A 14,542-nucleotide genomic window follows, 5' to 3' on the forward strand; every position below is an offset into this window, starting at 1 on the left:
ATTCTGGGATACTGACTCGCGTAAGGATTGGCTTTATGCCATAACCAACATAATATTGGTGGCTTTTTTAGGTAACGGCCTTTTGGGGATCCCAATGAGGCTTAGTTATACTTAGCCACCGCAAGTTAGTTCTTAACTTGGGAGTGAGTATATGGAGGTTACTGCGTGAAGTTTCCCAGTTTAGTATCGTTAATGCCCGGTTTGGCGCAGATGCTGCAGTATGAGAAGCAATGGCTCAGGGATGATGTGAGGGCGGGATTATCCGTGGCGGCGGTCGCTTTACCTGTCGCTATCGCTTACGCCCAATTGACCGGGGTCAATGCCGCTGTCGGTTTATACTCCTGTGTGCTGCCCATGTTGGTGTATGCACTGTTTGGCACTTCTAGACAATTAATAGTTGGCCCCGATGCCGCCACCTGCGCTGTGATTGCCGCCGTGGTGACGCCGCTTGCCGCTGGCGACAGCATGAAACACTGGCAACTGGTGATGACCATGACGGCGATGACCGGCTTTTGGTGTTTAATCGCTAGCCGTTTTCGCCTTGGGGTATTAGCGGACTTTCTCTCCAAACCTATTCTGATGGGGCTGCTCAATGGTGTGGCGATCACCATTATTGTCGGTCAATTCTCGAAAATTTTTGGTTTCACCTTCGATGAGCGTTACTTGATTGAACGCTTATCGGGCGCGCCTTCCTATTTAACCAAAACCCACTGGCCCACCTTGCTGATGGGTGTGGTGACCTTAGCGACTTATGCCTTAGTTAAACGTTATCGTCCCCAATGGCCTGCTTCGATGTGTGCGATGGCGATGGCGGCATTTTTAGTCTGGGCCTTTAACTTAACCAGCTTAGATATCAATGTGGTGGGTGAGGTGAGCGCGGGCTTGCCATCGTTCCAAGCACCAGCGTTCGATATCGGTATTGCCCGTGAACTGGTGGTGCCCGCACTCAACTTAGCCATGGTGAGCTTTGTGAGCATGATGCTGACGGCGCGCAGTTTTGCGGCGAAAAATGGCTACGATATCGATGCGGATAAAGAGTTTCGCGCCCTAGGCATTGCGAACATCGCCTCTGCCTTATCCCAAGGCTTTGCGGTCAGCGGCGCCGATTCCCGCACCGCGGTGAACGATGCAAACGGTGGCAAGAGCCAGTTGGTGTCCATCATCGCGGCGGTTTTGATTGCATTAGTCGCACTGTTTTTTACCGCACCACTGAAATATATCCCCAGTTCTGCGCTCGGCGTGGTATTGGTGATTGCTTCGATTTCATTGATTGATTTAAAGGCGCTGTGGAACCTGCGCGTAAGAGACCGATCCGCCTTTTTACTCGCCTGTACGACCTTGTTTTCGGTGCTCTTTATTGGGGTTATTCCTGGCATTACCTTGGCGGTATTACTGGGACTATTCCAGTTTTTAGCTACAGTGATGCGTCCAACCGACCAAGTGCTCGGGCTTGACCAAAAAGGGGTGATCCGCAGTGTGGATGATTCGGGTAAGGCCAAATCGGTACCTGGGGTGTTTATCTATCGCTTCAACTCGCCCTTAACCTACTTTAATGCCACTTACTTTAAGCGCCGCTTACTGGAGAAGTTTATCCGTGAACCAGAGCCCGTGGATTGCATTATCATCGATGCCGTCCCGTGTTTTACTCACTTAGATTTGAGTGTGATGGCCATGCTTGCGGATTTACACCAATTATTGAAGAAGCGTGGCATACGGTTAGTGTTAGCAGGGCGCAAACGGCAAATGCTCGGCTGGTTTGAACAGGCGGGAATGCAGTCTGGCGAGGGTGGCATTTTGATCCGACCCGATTTATATCTGGCGCTAAAAATGAACCAAAGCTACAAACAAGCGTTAGCCGAAGGGCAGGCGCCGGTGATCAAAAAAGCGCCCGAGGATGATGTGTTACTGCATAGCCATTTGTAGTGAGTCATTTGTAATAGCTGATATTGAAAACTCGGTTATATTCTGAAGATAACGAAAAAGCGCGGCATAGTCCGCGCTTTTTTATCTCAACTTAACATTGGCACCTTAACGCTAAGCGTGATAAGGATAATGCTTAGTCTTTTTGCAATTTATCGAGGGGAATAAAACCGTGGTAGGCGTAGTAGCCGACGGGGCCTAACAATAGGCTGAGTAAACACCAGAACCATTTCGCATTGGTGCTGAGCTTGGCTTGACTCTTAAAGACTCTACGCGCAAACAGGCAATGAAGTAGAAACAAGCCTAAGAGCATTGCAATGATGTTAATATCCGTATTTTCCAAGTAGCTGATCCCTGTCATTCATCCTGATGATTTAGCATAAAATGTTAAAAACGATTAAGTTAGTTTACCTAAGCGCTACGTACTTTACGCGAACATTTTACCGATTGCTATTGGGTATATCAAAAATAAACGTTAATTCTTATTTGCTTATAGATGTTCCTAACAAGTAAACTGGCGGATTGTCAGCTTGCCAGATCACATATTTTTCCATTGCTTGCAGAAATATTTCACTGCTGGTGAGCGTAGTTAACCAGTTCATCAAGCATGGAAACGCCACACTCAGATCCCGTTTAGTATCCACCGCCGTAAATTGGCGAATAAAAGGCACAATCGCAAAATCTGCAAGGCTTAACGCTGGGCCGATAAGATAGGGATGTTGCTCAAGCTGTGCTTCGAGTCGCTCAAGAAAAGTGCTGGCCTTGGCGAAATAATCTGCCTGAGTGAATTCAGGATAACGGTCAGCATATTTGTACTTATCCAGCCAAGGTTTAAATTCAACATCATTCTGTACAATAAGCTCAGCAATTAAGCTTTGAGCTGACGCCGTCTGTCCGAGTAATTGCCGCGCCGCTGGCGAGTCGGTCTTGGTTAATGCCCAGTGCATAATCTCCAAGCTTTCGGCAATCACCTCACCAGTGGGGAGTTGCAATACTGGCACTGTTCCCTTGGGAGAGATGGCTAACATTTGCGCAGGTTTGGCTTTAAGGGTGATTTCCCGAACCTCGACCTGGCATTGGCCGAGCAATAGGCCAAGTCGAGCGCGCATGGCATAAGGACAACGGCGAAAACTGTAGAGTATGGGTAAAGGCATCGTCTTGTTCCTTAAAACAATCATAAAAGCGATTTCGCCACAGCAGGGGAAAAGTCGGCAATAGTAGTGACTTTAAAACAGAAATACTGCGTTTATTACCGATTTTTCCACCGTTTGCCTTGTAAATAAACAATGACCTTGGTTTTTGTCAGTGTTTTTCTGACTGTGACTCAGGTAGAATTTCGGCCGATTTTTGCGACCCAGCCTAGGCTTAGGCTGGTTATTAGTTAATGCACTGGAAATTAAGTTCCAGCCAGCAGTTGAGGGTGTTATGTCTAACGTTGTTGTTTGTGCTTTATATAAGTTTGTTTCATTACCGCATTTTGAGTCGCTGCGTGAGCCACTCCTGTCCATGATGGAACAGGCCGAGATTAAAGGCACATTACTGCTGGCAAATGAAGGGATTAATGGCACTGTGGCCGGTTCTCAAGCCGCTATCGATGCACTGCTGGCTTGGCTGAATAACCAAAATGGCCTTGAAAATATCGTTTACAAGTTATCCTTTGACGATGAAATGCCCTTCTACCGCACTAAAGTGAAGCTGAAAAAAGAAATCGTTACCATGGGCGTTGAAGGTATCGATCCGCTTAAAGTGGTCGGCACCTATGTAAAACCGCAGGACTGGAACGCGCTGATTTCCGATCCAGAAGTCATCTTAGTGGATACTCGTAACGATTACGAAGTGCAAATTGGCACCTTTAAAAATGCCATTAATCCTGTGACCGAAACCTTCAGAGAATTCCCTGAGTATGTGAAGCAGAATCTCGATCCTGCCAAGCATAAGAAAGTCGCGATGTTCTGTACTGGCGGTATTCGCTGCGAAAAATCGACTGCTTATTTAAAAGAGCAAGGCTTTGAAGAGGTCTATCACCTCGAAGGCGGCATCCTTAAATACCTCGAAGAGGTGAAACAGGAAGAAAGCCTGTGGGAAGGCGAATGCTTTGTCTTCGATAACCGCGTGGCCGTTGACCATGATTTGAAGAAAGGCCAATACGATCAGTGTAATGCTTGTCGTATGCCGATCACTGAAGCCGAAAAATTAAGTCCAGCCTATGTGCAAGGCGTTAGCTGCCCACATTGTATCGATAAGATTTCAGACGAGCAGCGTAAGCGTTTCGTTGAACGTGAGCGCCAAGTAAATTTAGCGAAATCACGTAACGAAGCACACATTGGTAGTGATGTGAATCAAGTGATTGAAGCCCGCCGTCAAAAGAAAGAAGCACTGCGCCAGCAATCGGCTGAAAAGAACAAAGCTAAGCAATAAGGTAAACAGTAAGGTTTTTACCTAGCTCTTGAGCGCATACTCGACGAATGACCATTATGGCCCGACATGTTCGGGCCATTTTTTTACTAAATGTCTCAGTAACAGTGTTAGCCTGTTTAACCCTATGATAAATTTGCCTTAATAAAATCATGTCTCGGCAAAGAACCGCAATGCCAGACATTTTGCAGCAGGGACAGGGCATGAGTATTTGGAAAGAGTTATACGACATTTTTGATAAAGAGCGCAGCCGCTGGCAGCAATCGTCGGCGGGTAAGCAGGCCATTAGCTTCGAGTTAAAGGCTAATTTGGGTTTCCTCGCCGATGCGTTGAGCAGTGGTTTGCCACAACAGTCGATAATTCAGGGGCTTGAGTGCACACTCTTTGAGGCCAAAATCAAAGAGGGCCTAGCGTTGACTAGCCTGAATCGCCGTAAAGTGACACTGAAATTTATCGGTGAATTTGCCGAGTTTGCTAAGTATGTGGGCAAAGAGAATGCCGAGCTGGTGGAAAATGCCTACTCAAAAATCAAATCTTTACAGAAACTCGCGTCGGCAAAACCCGATAACAATTATGATCTTAAAATTAAATCACTGTTTCGGTTTCTGGTGTTTATTGTGGCTCACCTTGAGGAGCGGCCGCTGACTCGCCAATCTGCCAAAGACTAATGCTTTTCACGCAGGATTGAGCAGAGTGTCGAGCACTACAAAAGATATTGCACAATCCAAAGTGCGAGAAGCAAGCAGGAGCGTTTCAAGGATGAATATGAATAATACTAAGTGGCGAGAATGTTTGAGTATCTTGGCGGCGCATCGGGTATATCTGCAACTACGCCTCGTGGGTGATGCTGATTTCCCTATGGATTATGAAGCCGCCCATCGCGTGATTAGCCAAATTGATACTCGAGATTTTGTGTTTGTCCGTAAGACCATCTCTTATAAAGATATTGCGGCGCTGCGGATTGTGAAGGATGCATTTCCCGCCGCCGAGACCCAAAGTTCAAACCAATCAAGCGGGTCTTTATTTACTGTCGAACTTGCAGAACTAAGACGTAAGCTGATGCAACTGGGGCAATTGCCGCTGACAGAGGATGACGAGTCTATCCTGATCACGGCTTATTAATGCCGAAAATCGACGCTGACTAAAACAGTTGAGTTAGCAGTGATGTCAGTGCGTGAGGAGTAGTGTGTGGAGAGCTGTGCGTTATTTAGGAGAGCGACTGGCAGGCAAGGGGCACTGCCAGTATCGTACCAAAGCGGGCGGTAAAGCGGCTAACAGTTAAAGCTGAACGGTAAAAATTGCGTCTTTACCTGCGGTGACGCTACCTTGAGCCTTATCTAAGTATTTCACATCTTCCATATTAGCCAGCACAACGGGAGTGAGTAGGCTATCTACTTGATCTTTTAGGTAATCAATATCGAAAGACAGAATAGGATCGCCCACTTTGACCTCTTGGCCTTCCTCCGCTAAACGGCTAAAACCTCGGCCCCTTAGCTCAACGGTTCCTACGCCAAAGTGCACGAAAAGCTCTAATCCCTGTGGCGATTCGATACTAAAAGCATGATTAGTCTCAAAAATCTTACCTATGGTGCCATCGATTGGGGCGACAATCGTGTCTCCCTTTGGTGCAATGGCGATACCATCACCCACTATTTTCTCTGCAAACACCACGTCGGGGACCTTTTCAATGGCCACAATTTCCCCGTTGACTGGGGCGTAAACCATAATGCCGCCAGCCAGTTGTGGTTGTCCTGATACCAATCGCCTTATTCGGCTTAAAAATCCCATTATCCTGTGCCCCTTCGCTTGTTTTTGTTGTTATCTTTTTAGTCTGTAAAGCAGCATAACCAATAAAATGTATTATTTATAGTTTGTTATACACTGCTGTAGTTCTGAAATTCTATTCTGTTGCATGGCGGTGTGCGCTAACGCAGAAAATTTCGCCAATTGCCCTTGGCAAACGGCGGCTTTCACCTCCAGTAACGCACTTAAGTTCACGCTGAGTTCATCGAGCCCCATACCGATAAGGAGGGGGACCATCTGTGGCGAGCTGGCAAGTTCGCCACAGAGCGACACTTTGACCCCGGCGGCTTTGGCTTGCTGGACGGTCATCTTGATGAGCCCTAAAATTGCCGGTGACAGGGAAGGATAATCCCGTGTCAGTTGCGGATTCGTGCGGTCAGCCGCCATGGCATATTGGGTTAAGTCATTGGTGCCTATGCTCACAAAATCTAACCGTGGCAGCATGGAGGCAAGATTCATCACGGCGGCGGGGGTTTCGACCACTATGCCGTAACTGAGTTCACCGAAGCCTTTTTCTTCCTCTTCGAGGGCATCTTGGCATTCGGCGATGAGGGCAAAAATCTGATCGAGCTCCTCGACCTGATTCACCATAGGAAACATGAGTCGAATGGGACCATGGTTGGCCGCCCGTAAAATCGCTCTAAGCTGGGTCTTAAACAGCTCTGGATGCGCCAAGGTGTATCTAACCCCGCGTAGGCCCAGGGCGGGATTGTCCTCGACCTCCTGACAGAGGCAGGGCAGCTCTTTATCGGCACCAATATCTAAGGTTCTGATCGTAAAGGTCTTACCGCCTAAAGCATGCAAGGCTTCGCAGTAAAGATTGTATTGAGCCTTTTCATCCGGCAGTGTGCTGGTGTGCATCAGCATAAACTCGGTGCGAAACAGACCAATGCCATCGGCACCCACATCGCCAACATGGGTGATATCGTTCAAGTTGCCGACGTTGGCCATCAGGCCCACGAGGTGACCATCTTGGGTCTTGGCGGGGACATCTCGGTATGCTTGCAGTGCAGCGCGTCTAGCTTGCTCATGGTGCAATGTAACGGTTAAGCGTGCCTGCTGCTCGGGCGCAGGATTAACAAATAGCTCGCCACTTAGGGCATCAAGCACCAATGGCGTGCCATTGGGAATAAACTCGGCATCGAACTGGCAGCTCAGAATGGCGGGGATCCCTGCCGCGCGGGCCAAAATCGCCGTATGACTGGTTAAACCGCCAGTTTTAAGCACTATGCCGCTGATCTGCTCTTTGGGTAGCAACGCAAATTCGGCGGGAGTGAGATCTTGCGCTAAAAGGATCGTCGGCTCCGTTAGCTGCGCTAAGCCTTGATCTAAGCGGCCGTTGATGGCAGTAACTAATCGCTGGCCAAGACATCGCACATCTTGGGCACGATTAGCAAGATATGGATCCTCTAAGGATTCAAGCTCGTTGGCCTGGTGGGCGAAGACCCGCTCAACCGCGACACTAGCAGATAACTGCAGGGTGCGGATTGCTTCCTTCACTTGGTCGATAAGCTCTTCGTCCTCTAGCAGTAACAAATCGGCTTCAATTAACTGATAGTTTTCGCTTTGTGGGTCGAGCTTTGTTTGGCTGTGGCTGAGTTGCTGCTGCAGCGCCTGTAGGGCTTTGGCAAATTTACTCTGTTGCTGCGGGATCCGAGATAGGGGAACGGGACGATAATCGAGGTGGTGTTCGGCGTGGGTAAGGTGGAGTGCCTGTCCGAAGGCAATCCCCGATGACACTATGATCCCCGTAATCGACATATTCGTTCCTATCAAGCTGGCTAAGTTGCCGTTTAACTTAAGGTGATGAGCAGTTCCGAGACTTTCTCGACCGCTTCCTGCGCCTGCTCACCTTCGGCAAACACCCGCACGGTTACCCCATGATACAGGCCTAATGTTTGCAATTTGAATAAGCTTTTGGCGCTGGCTTGCTTGCCATTGCATTCAACTAACACATCACAGTTGAAGGTTTTCGCTTCTTTCACTAACAAGGCGGCAGGGCGGGTATGAATACCATGTTTTGCGGTGATAGTGACAGATTTTTCGTACATAGTGGGTTAACTCTTTATCAATATTATGGCGCTTCGTTCGACTCAATAATCTTGTATCCCGCCTTTTTTAAGGCGGCAACAGCGCTTTGGAGACAATTTTTCTTTACCAAAATATAGTCGGTATCGAAGGTGGAAAGGGCAAAAATACTGATCTGCACATCGGCTAAGGTGCCGGATATTTTTGATAAAATGCCTGTCATCGAAAATCCCAGCGGACCTAAGACTTCAAGACAGCACCAATGGGTTTCTTGCTCCAAACTATCGAGCTCAAGTTCGCTGGATACCACCACAGTTAGCCCTTCCTCGGTTCGGCCAATAAAGTAGACTTCTTCGGCAAACACTTCACTAGGTAATTGAGCATTAGGGCTAAAGCTATGAATCGTATACTGCCGTGGGTGAACGGCTAAGGTCATGCGCATGGGCGTTCCTCAATCGGCAATAAAGGTTTAGGGTAAGGTCACATCCTAGGTTATAGCATGAATATCCCGTTAGATAGCAGGCATTCACCCCTTGAATTGGCGTATTTTAAACTAAAAGAGGACGTTCTAATATGTCCTCTTTGGTGTAAGTATGGCTTTATCTCAATGGGGTTAGATTTTGAATTGGCCTAAGGTGTGCGACATATCTTGGCTGATATCCTGCAATGACTGCGCCGCGCGGCTATTGCCTTCGTTAGCCTTGACTGAGACTTCGGTTAATTCTGAGATATTACAGATATTACGATTGATTTCCTCTGTTACCAGCGACTGCTCCTCGGTCGCGCTGGCGAGTTGAGTATTCATGTCGCTGATATGGGCGATAAGCTGCAAAATCGCCGCCATGGCATTACCCGCTTCACGGGCTTTGGCTTGCAATTCATCGGATTGAGTCTGTGTTTGGCTATTGCTCTTCATCACAGAGTTCACGCCCATTTGAATATCCGAGATGATTTTTTGGATTTCGTTAGTAGAGTCTTGGGTGCGATTAGCCAGTGCGCGCACTTCATCGGCGACCACGGCAAAACCGCGGCCATGGCTACCCGCACGGGCGGCTTCGATGGCGGCATTGAGGGCTAACAGGTTCGTTTGCTCGGCAATTGAGCGAATGACATCGAGGATACTGCCAATTTGCGCCGAAGATTGCCCAAGTTTTTGGGTGATGACTTCCGATGCTCTTAGCTCTTGCACCAGTTTTTCAGTGTCGCGTACCGTATCATCAATCACCGCTTGGCTTTGCTGGGCCTGATTTTTCACGCTGTTAGCGGCATCGGCGGCTTGCTGGGTGTTGCTTGCCATCTCATGGGTGGTTGAGAGCATCTGATTCACCGCAGTTGCCACGCTACCGGTTTCACGGTGGATATGCTCGGCGCTTTGGTTCGATTCTTCTACGGCTAACATTAACTGCTTAGCATCATTGTCGAGTGACTGGCCCAATGGTTGCAGATGGCCCACCATGTCGCCAATCTTCTGGGCAAACAGGTTAAAGGCGTGGGCAAGGTGCGCCACTTCATCTTTGCCTTGGGTACTCAAACGTTGGCTTAAATCACCTTCACCTTGGGCTATGTCTTCAAGGGCGTGAATAGCATCATTTAAAGGGGAGGTAATGGAGTGATTTAGTACCAGGAAGAAAGCGAAAATAGGCACAGAAATTAAAAACATGATAATCAAATAATCGATAATCACGCTATCGAGGCTGTCTTTCACATCACTCAGATAGGCTCCAGTGATGACTGTCCAGCCCCATTCTGGGTAATAGCGGGCTTCAGCGAGTTTGTCTTCGATGACTTTAGAAGCTGGGTTGGCAATCGGGTATTCTAGCATGGCTTTACCCTGTTGCCGTGCTTGAGACAGCATAGTGATCAGCGGATTGGTGCCATTGGGCAACTTAAAGTTTTGCGCTGAGGTGCCAATGAGGCTTGGATTTTCGCCGTGGGCCAAGATTTGGTTGTTATCGTCGATCACAATAAAGTAGCCGACACCAGCATAGCGGGTCTGGTCAATGAGTTTTGCCGCTGCTTGCTGCGCTTGTGACTCGGTTAATTTTCCGCCGACGGCATCTTGGCGGTATACGTCAATCACACTCAGGATACTGCCAAGCTGACCATCGATTTGCAGCCATTTTTGCTCAATAAGATTGCTGTATTGCTCTTTAATGGAAAAACTCGCAAAACAAACAGTACCAATGGCCGCCATTACTAGCATCATCATGAGTCGTTGCAAAATGGTGAATCGGCGCAAGAATGTGATCATTTAGGTTCCTTAAGGCGCAAAAGAATGGTGTCCAATATACCTTCGAATCGGTATCAAATGAATCAAACTTGAGTTTATTTCGTGTAAAGCCGTTAAGAATGTTGGAATTCTTTGATCTCGAGCAGAATATTGTTGTGCATCGTGTTCAATCGATGATTTTATCGCTAATCTGTGATTTTTAAAGCGCCAGCTAGGCGAAAATCATACTAAGTATTGAACAAATTCAATTGGTTATGTTTATAACGAGCACCGCTGCGTGCGCTGTGTTTCTAATTAGTTGTTTTAGTTTTGATTTTTTACTCTTTTACGCGCAAGATTAATCAACTGTTAAGTTTGAGAATCGATTATGACGACAAATACTATTGTGACTTCTGATGACATTCTATTGAAGTTATGCCACTCAGTTGCCCACGTGTTATCCAGCACCAGCGCCAGCCATGTAAGCCACGCCGGCATGGTGCAGAGCATTGCCCGTACCCGCTTAAAGCCCGATTTAGGCTGTTTTTCGATTTTTGATGGTGGCTTTTCGGGCCTCGTCGTGATCAACTTTTCTGCCCCTGCGGCCATCGAAATTTACCGCCGTTATATGCTCAATATGGGGATGCCGGAGGAAGAGCTGGCCTTCTCCCACACTTCCGATGAAGTGGGTAACGTGATGGGCGAGTTGATGAACCAAATCTTGGGTGACTTTATCAATAAGATTTCTAAGGAACTGCAAACCTCCATTAGTCAAAGTCAGCCAAAAATGTTAACGATAAACAAAGAGTTGACCATTTCAATCGATGCAAACTTAGACGATGCTGTCGCCAGACGCGTGTCGTTTAAAACTGAAAATAATCATATTTTCTACCTCGAATTTGCCATGGATAAGACCGAGTTTATTAAGCTGGATGAGTTTGAATTCGACGAAGAGTTCGACCCTGACAGCTTGCTCGAACAACACGGTTTAGGCACAAACGGCGCTCAAGGCGCGGATACACCATCGCCTTGGAGTCGTATGGCGGACAAACCTGCGATTAGTCAGCAGCACGCAGGCATGGATGCCGATGACTTGCTCGATGAGCTGGGCATTTAGTTCGGCATTTAGCTTGGGATTTAGCTCTAGATTTAATACTGGTTCGCTCATAAGCTCGGCATCGCATTCTTAGGTATGTAGAGGTTAAGTGTTTGCAGAATGTCGATACAAGTATGCTTGTATCGACATCACAAAACCTTAGTATTTCCACTAAGATATTGATCTCTGCTAACTTGTTAGTCAGTTGTAAACCCTTCGGCTATACAAGTCATTCGAACTGTTTTAGTATCGCCACAAAATAATAATTATGGTGACCTTGCTATGGCATCGAAAGCGACCTCAATCGATATTGCTTATCGTGCTGGTGTATCCCAGTCTACGGTTTCCCGAGCCTTGAGAAATAGTCCGTTAGTCAATTTAGAAACCCGTCAGCGGATCCAAGCGATTGCCAAGGAACTCAATTACAAAGTCGATAAAAACGCCAGTAATCTGCGCACCCAAAACAGCCATACCTTAGCCCTGTTGTTGTGTGAAGATCCCACCAATGATGATTCACTCATCAACCCATTCTTTCTGTCGATGTTAGGCTCAATCACGCGGGCGACGGCGCAACAAGGTTATGATTTACTGGTGTCATTTCAGCAACTTTCCAGCGATTGGCATGCCGATTACGAAGACAGTAATAAAGCCGATGGCATTATCTTACTGGGTTACGGCGACTATATGGATTACGAGCAAAAGCTCGAAAAATTGCTGGCACAGAACACCCACTTTGTGATTTGGGGCGCGGAGCATAACAATAAATCCGTATTATCCATCGGCTGCGATAACCATCAGGGCGGTTTGATTGCCACTGAGCATTTAATTTCCCTCGGGCGCAAGGATTTTGCGTTCCTCGGTGGCGCATCGAGTCATTGCCCTGAGTTTAGGGACAGATATTTAGGTCATGTCAAAGCACTGCAGTGCGCAGGGTTGACTGTGGACCCTCGTCGACAGATTTCAGCTATCAGCACCGAGGGCGCAGGTTACGATGCAGCCCTGGAGTTGCTTGATAAAGGATTGAGTTTCGATGCGATTTTTGCCGCCAGTGATTTAATCGCCATCGGTGCGATTCGCGCTTTAAAAGAGAAGGGGATCTTGGTACCCGAGCAAGTCGCCGTGGTGGGATACGATGATATTCCCGTGGCAAGCTTTGCCAATCCGCCGCTAACAACGATTAAGCAAAATACCCAGTTAGCGGGTGAGATTTTAGTGGAAAGCTTACTCAAGCTTATTCGTGGTCAAGCGGTGACCCCGCAATTAATCCCAACGACCTTAGTGGTACGCAGCTCCTGTGGGATTGATCATACGCCGCTCGCTTGAGTCGCATCCAGTTTGCTTTAATCACTAAGCCGAGTGTTAACAAACACTCTGCTTTTTATTGGACACTTTTCTAAGCGTGTCAGATAGGAGCGTAAACCTGAATCGATGACAGGCTAACCTCTGGCGTACTGGCGCAAAAACTTAGGCACCTCGGCCTTAGTCTTGGTCATGATTTTCTGCATCAGGCTAAAGGGCGGCTCAGTAATCGCATAGCCTTGTTTAAGATCGGCCAGCATGCGCAGCCATAAATGCCCCGTCATTTCCGCGTCCGCCAAGGCGCGGTGAAAGGTGCCATCGGTTGGTAGCTGCTTATGGCGCACTAGGGTTGCCAACTGATGATTGATAGCCTCAGGGTATAACCGTCTTGCCAGCAGGAGTGAGCAGCCAAATTGACCGGGGTAGTGATGGCCTATCTGGGCAAATTCGGCATCCAGAAAACGTTGATCGAAAGCCGCATTATGGGCCACCAGATGATGTTTACCGATAAACGCGGCAAAACGTGCCATCACCTCGGCGCAGGGCGCTGCATGGGCGAGCATTTGATTGCTGATCCCGGTGTAATCTTCGATAAAACTGTTTATCCGAAAACCTGGATTCATTAATTCTGAAAAGCGCGCGGTTATTTGCCCTTGTTCAATCAACACTGCACCAATCTCAATGGCGCGCGCCCCTTGATTGGGTGAGAGCCCCGAAGTTTCAAAATCGAGTACCACAAGGGTATTCGCGGGCGAATAGGTTGGCGTTTTAGACATAGGCTCCACACTGTTCAATGTTAGTGTCTGAGAACATTCAGACGACGGCATTGTAACAAAGGCATGGCGCGATTTCGCATAGTTTTACCCATTAATCGCAAATGTTCGCCCATATAGGAACTGCTAACCTATTGTAAATTAAGTGTACTCGACAATTTATTGGCCTTTATTAGGGGCTAAGCTGCTCAACCATGGCCACAAACTGGCTGACACCATTTCCGACATCGGCAAGGCCAGCTGCAACTTCAATATGACCCGAGGGGACATTTTTCGCGAGTGCAATCATTTGCGGAGCGAGGTCGATACCAAAGACCGTTAATCTAGGTTCCTTCGCGACTAAATAGCGACTGATATTGCCTGGTCCACAACTGATATCCAGTAGGCGGCTATGTTCGGTGAGATAGTTCAGGAGGCTGTCATAGGTTTGAGTGTATGGGGCAAATTCCAAGTATTTGTCCTGATACTGTTTGGCATATTTATCAAAGGTCGCCACTGTGACTTGATAGTGATCCTGTGCTTGCGCCTTCAAACCTTGCTTCCTTTATCAGCGACCAAAACTTTGTTGATAATCAGTCTAGTACAATTCATTTCAGGCGAACACCGTGGGACTAGACTGGGTAATCCAAATCGAGGTTGATATTGAGTCCTAATTGATAGGCGTGGTTTTGCATCAGCTTGGTCATTAACGCGGTATCCGTCAGTTGCGACAAGGTGATGGGGCGAGCCTCCCATCGCGGTGCGTGACCAGCATAATTGCAATGGGCAAGGTATAAGCGGTGTTGACTCTGATGCAGGGTAAAAAAACGCATATCACAGGTTGCGGCAATAGTTAAATATGGTTCAAAATCAAGTTCATATACTTGCATTGCATCAAATTCAGACCAACGAATATAACGTGAGCATTCGTAGTATTGTGCGGGTAATTGTGCCTCAGCTTTAATGCCATCAAATAAATTGATGACATCTTGCATCTGGTGCAGTTTAATCATGGCTTGT

General features: G+C 47.5%; 16 protein-coding genes. 6 read left to right on the top strand and 10 right to left on the bottom strand.

The window, feature by feature from the left end; genetic code table 11:
* Nucleotides 1–165 precede the first annotated feature (165 nt).
* Nucleotides 166–1,923, top strand: a complete 1,758-nt coding sequence (locus tag CF168_RS09495) for a SulP family inorganic anion transporter (protein ID WP_086903276.1) — start codon at nucleotides 166–168, stop codon at nucleotides 1,921–1,923.
* Nucleotides 1,924–2,056: 133 nt separating this feature from the next.
* On the opposite strand, the gene CF168_RS09500 is transcribed toward CF168_RS09495, so the two are convergent.
* Together CF168_RS09500 and CF168_RS09505 are read right to left on the bottom strand one after the other, a co-directional pair.
* Nucleotides 2,057–2,281: a hypothetical protein gene (locus tag CF168_RS09500; RefSeq protein WP_086903277.1), complete on the bottom strand. Its 225-nt coding sequence runs from the start codon at nucleotides 2,279–2,281 to the stop codon at nucleotides 2,057–2,059.
* Between the two features lie 121 nt (nucleotides 2,282–2,402).
* The gene (locus tag CF168_RS09505; RefSeq protein WP_089067690.1) at nucleotides 2,403–3,074 is read right to left on the bottom strand and encodes a glutathione S-transferase; all 672 of its coding nucleotides are present in this window, start codon (nucleotides 3,072–3,074) and stop codon (nucleotides 2,403–2,405) included.
* Nucleotides 3,075–3,345: 271 nt separating this feature from the next.
* Between CF168_RS09505 and CF168_RS09510 the strand changes: the two genes are divergently transcribed.
* From CF168_RS09510 to CF168_RS09520, 3 genes are all read left to right on the top strand, one after another.
* Nucleotides 3,346–4,338 (top strand): rhodanese-related sulfurtransferase, encoded by a 993-nt coding sequence (locus CF168_RS09510; protein ID WP_088211707.1) that lies wholly within the window; start codon nucleotides 3,346–3,348, stop codon nucleotides 4,336–4,338.
* A 200-nt stretch (nucleotides 4,339–4,538) separates the two neighbouring features.
* Nucleotides 4,539–5,003 (top strand): hypothetical protein, encoded by a 465-nt coding sequence (locus CF168_RS09515; protein ID WP_089068943.1) that lies wholly within the window; start codon nucleotides 4,539–4,541, stop codon nucleotides 5,001–5,003.
* 97 nt (nucleotides 5,004–5,100) lie between these two features.
* The gene (locus CF168_RS09520; RefSeq protein ID WP_240520079.1) at nucleotides 5,101–5,457 is read left to right on the top strand and encodes a hypothetical protein; all 357 of its coding nucleotides are present in this window, start codon (nucleotides 5,101–5,103) and stop codon (nucleotides 5,455–5,457) included.
* 156 nt (nucleotides 5,458–5,613) lie between these two features.
* Here the strand turns inward: CF168_RS09520 and crr are convergent, their stop codons facing one another.
* The 5 genes from crr to CF168_RS09545 form a co-directional block, all read right to left on the bottom strand.
* Nucleotides 5,614–6,123 (bottom strand): PTS glucose transporter subunit IIA, encoded by a 510-nt coding sequence (gene crr / locus CF168_RS09525; protein ID WP_011622534.1) that lies wholly within the window; start codon nucleotides 6,121–6,123, stop codon nucleotides 5,614–5,616.
* Nucleotides 6,124–6,195: 72 nt separating this feature from the next.
* Nucleotides 6,196–7,899, bottom strand: a complete 1,704-nt coding sequence (gene ptsP / locus CF168_RS09530) for a phosphoenolpyruvate--protein phosphotransferase (RefSeq protein WP_089067692.1) — start codon at nucleotides 7,897–7,899, stop codon at nucleotides 6,196–6,198.
* Between the two features lie 32 nt (nucleotides 7,900–7,931).
* Nucleotides 7,932–8,189, bottom strand: coding sequence for an HPr family phosphocarrier protein (locus CF168_RS09535; protein WP_011622536.1), 258 nt, complete (start codon nucleotides 8,187–8,189; stop codon nucleotides 7,932–7,934).
* Nucleotides 8,190–8,212: 23 nt separating this feature from the next.
* The gene (locus CF168_RS09540) at nucleotides 8,213–8,608 is read right to left on the bottom strand and encodes an ACT domain-containing protein (RefSeq protein ID WP_086903282.1); all 396 of its coding nucleotides are present in this window, start codon (nucleotides 8,606–8,608) and stop codon (nucleotides 8,213–8,215) included.
* Nucleotides 8,609–8,779: 171 nt separating this feature from the next.
* Nucleotides 8,780–10,417 (bottom strand): methyl-accepting chemotaxis protein, encoded by a 1,638-nt coding sequence (locus CF168_RS09545; RefSeq protein ID WP_086903283.1) that lies wholly within the window; start codon nucleotides 10,415–10,417, stop codon nucleotides 8,780–8,782.
* Nucleotides 10,418–10,763: 346 nt separating this feature from the next.
* Between CF168_RS09545 and CF168_RS09550 the strand changes: the two genes are divergently transcribed.
* Together CF168_RS09550 and CF168_RS09555 are read left to right on the top strand one after the other, a co-directional pair.
* The gene (locus tag CF168_RS09550; RefSeq protein ID WP_086903284.1) at nucleotides 10,764–11,492 is read left to right on the top strand and encodes a DUF3334 family protein; all 729 of its coding nucleotides are present in this window, start codon (nucleotides 10,764–10,766) and stop codon (nucleotides 11,490–11,492) included.
* A 261-nt stretch (nucleotides 11,493–11,753) separates the two neighbouring features.
* A complete protein-coding gene (locus CF168_RS09555; RefSeq protein WP_089067693.1) occupies nucleotides 11,754–12,794 on the top strand; it encodes a LacI family DNA-binding transcriptional regulator in 1,041 nt (346 codons plus the stop codon).
* Between the two features lie 113 nt (nucleotides 12,795–12,907).
* On the opposite strand, the gene CF168_RS09560 is transcribed toward CF168_RS09555, so the two are convergent.
* From CF168_RS09560 to CF168_RS09570, 3 genes are all read right to left on the bottom strand, one after another.
* Nucleotides 12,908–13,546: a 3'-5' exonuclease gene (locus CF168_RS09560; RefSeq protein ID WP_089067694.1), complete on the bottom strand. Its 639-nt coding sequence runs from the start codon at nucleotides 13,544–13,546 to the stop codon at nucleotides 12,908–12,910.
* Between the two features lie 169 nt (nucleotides 13,547–13,715).
* Complete coding sequence (locus tag CF168_RS09565; protein ID WP_089067695.1) at nucleotides 13,716–14,075, bottom strand: class I SAM-dependent methyltransferase; 360 nt, start codon at nucleotides 14,073–14,075, stop codon at nucleotides 13,716–13,718.
* A 79-nt stretch (nucleotides 14,076–14,154) separates the two neighbouring features.
* Nucleotides 14,155–14,535 carry a hypothetical protein gene (locus tag CF168_RS09570; RefSeq protein ID WP_089068944.1) on the bottom strand — a complete coding sequence of 127 codons (381 nt, stop codon included), beginning with the start codon at nucleotides 14,533–14,535 and terminating at the stop codon, nucleotides 14,155–14,157.
* Nucleotides 14,536–14,542: the final 7 nt, after the last annotated feature.

Origin of the sequence: Shewanella bicestrii (assembly GCF_002216875.1) — a bacterium.
Classification (GTDB): Bacteria; Pseudomonadota; Gammaproteobacteria; order Enterobacterales; family Shewanellaceae; genus Shewanella; species Shewanella seohaensis.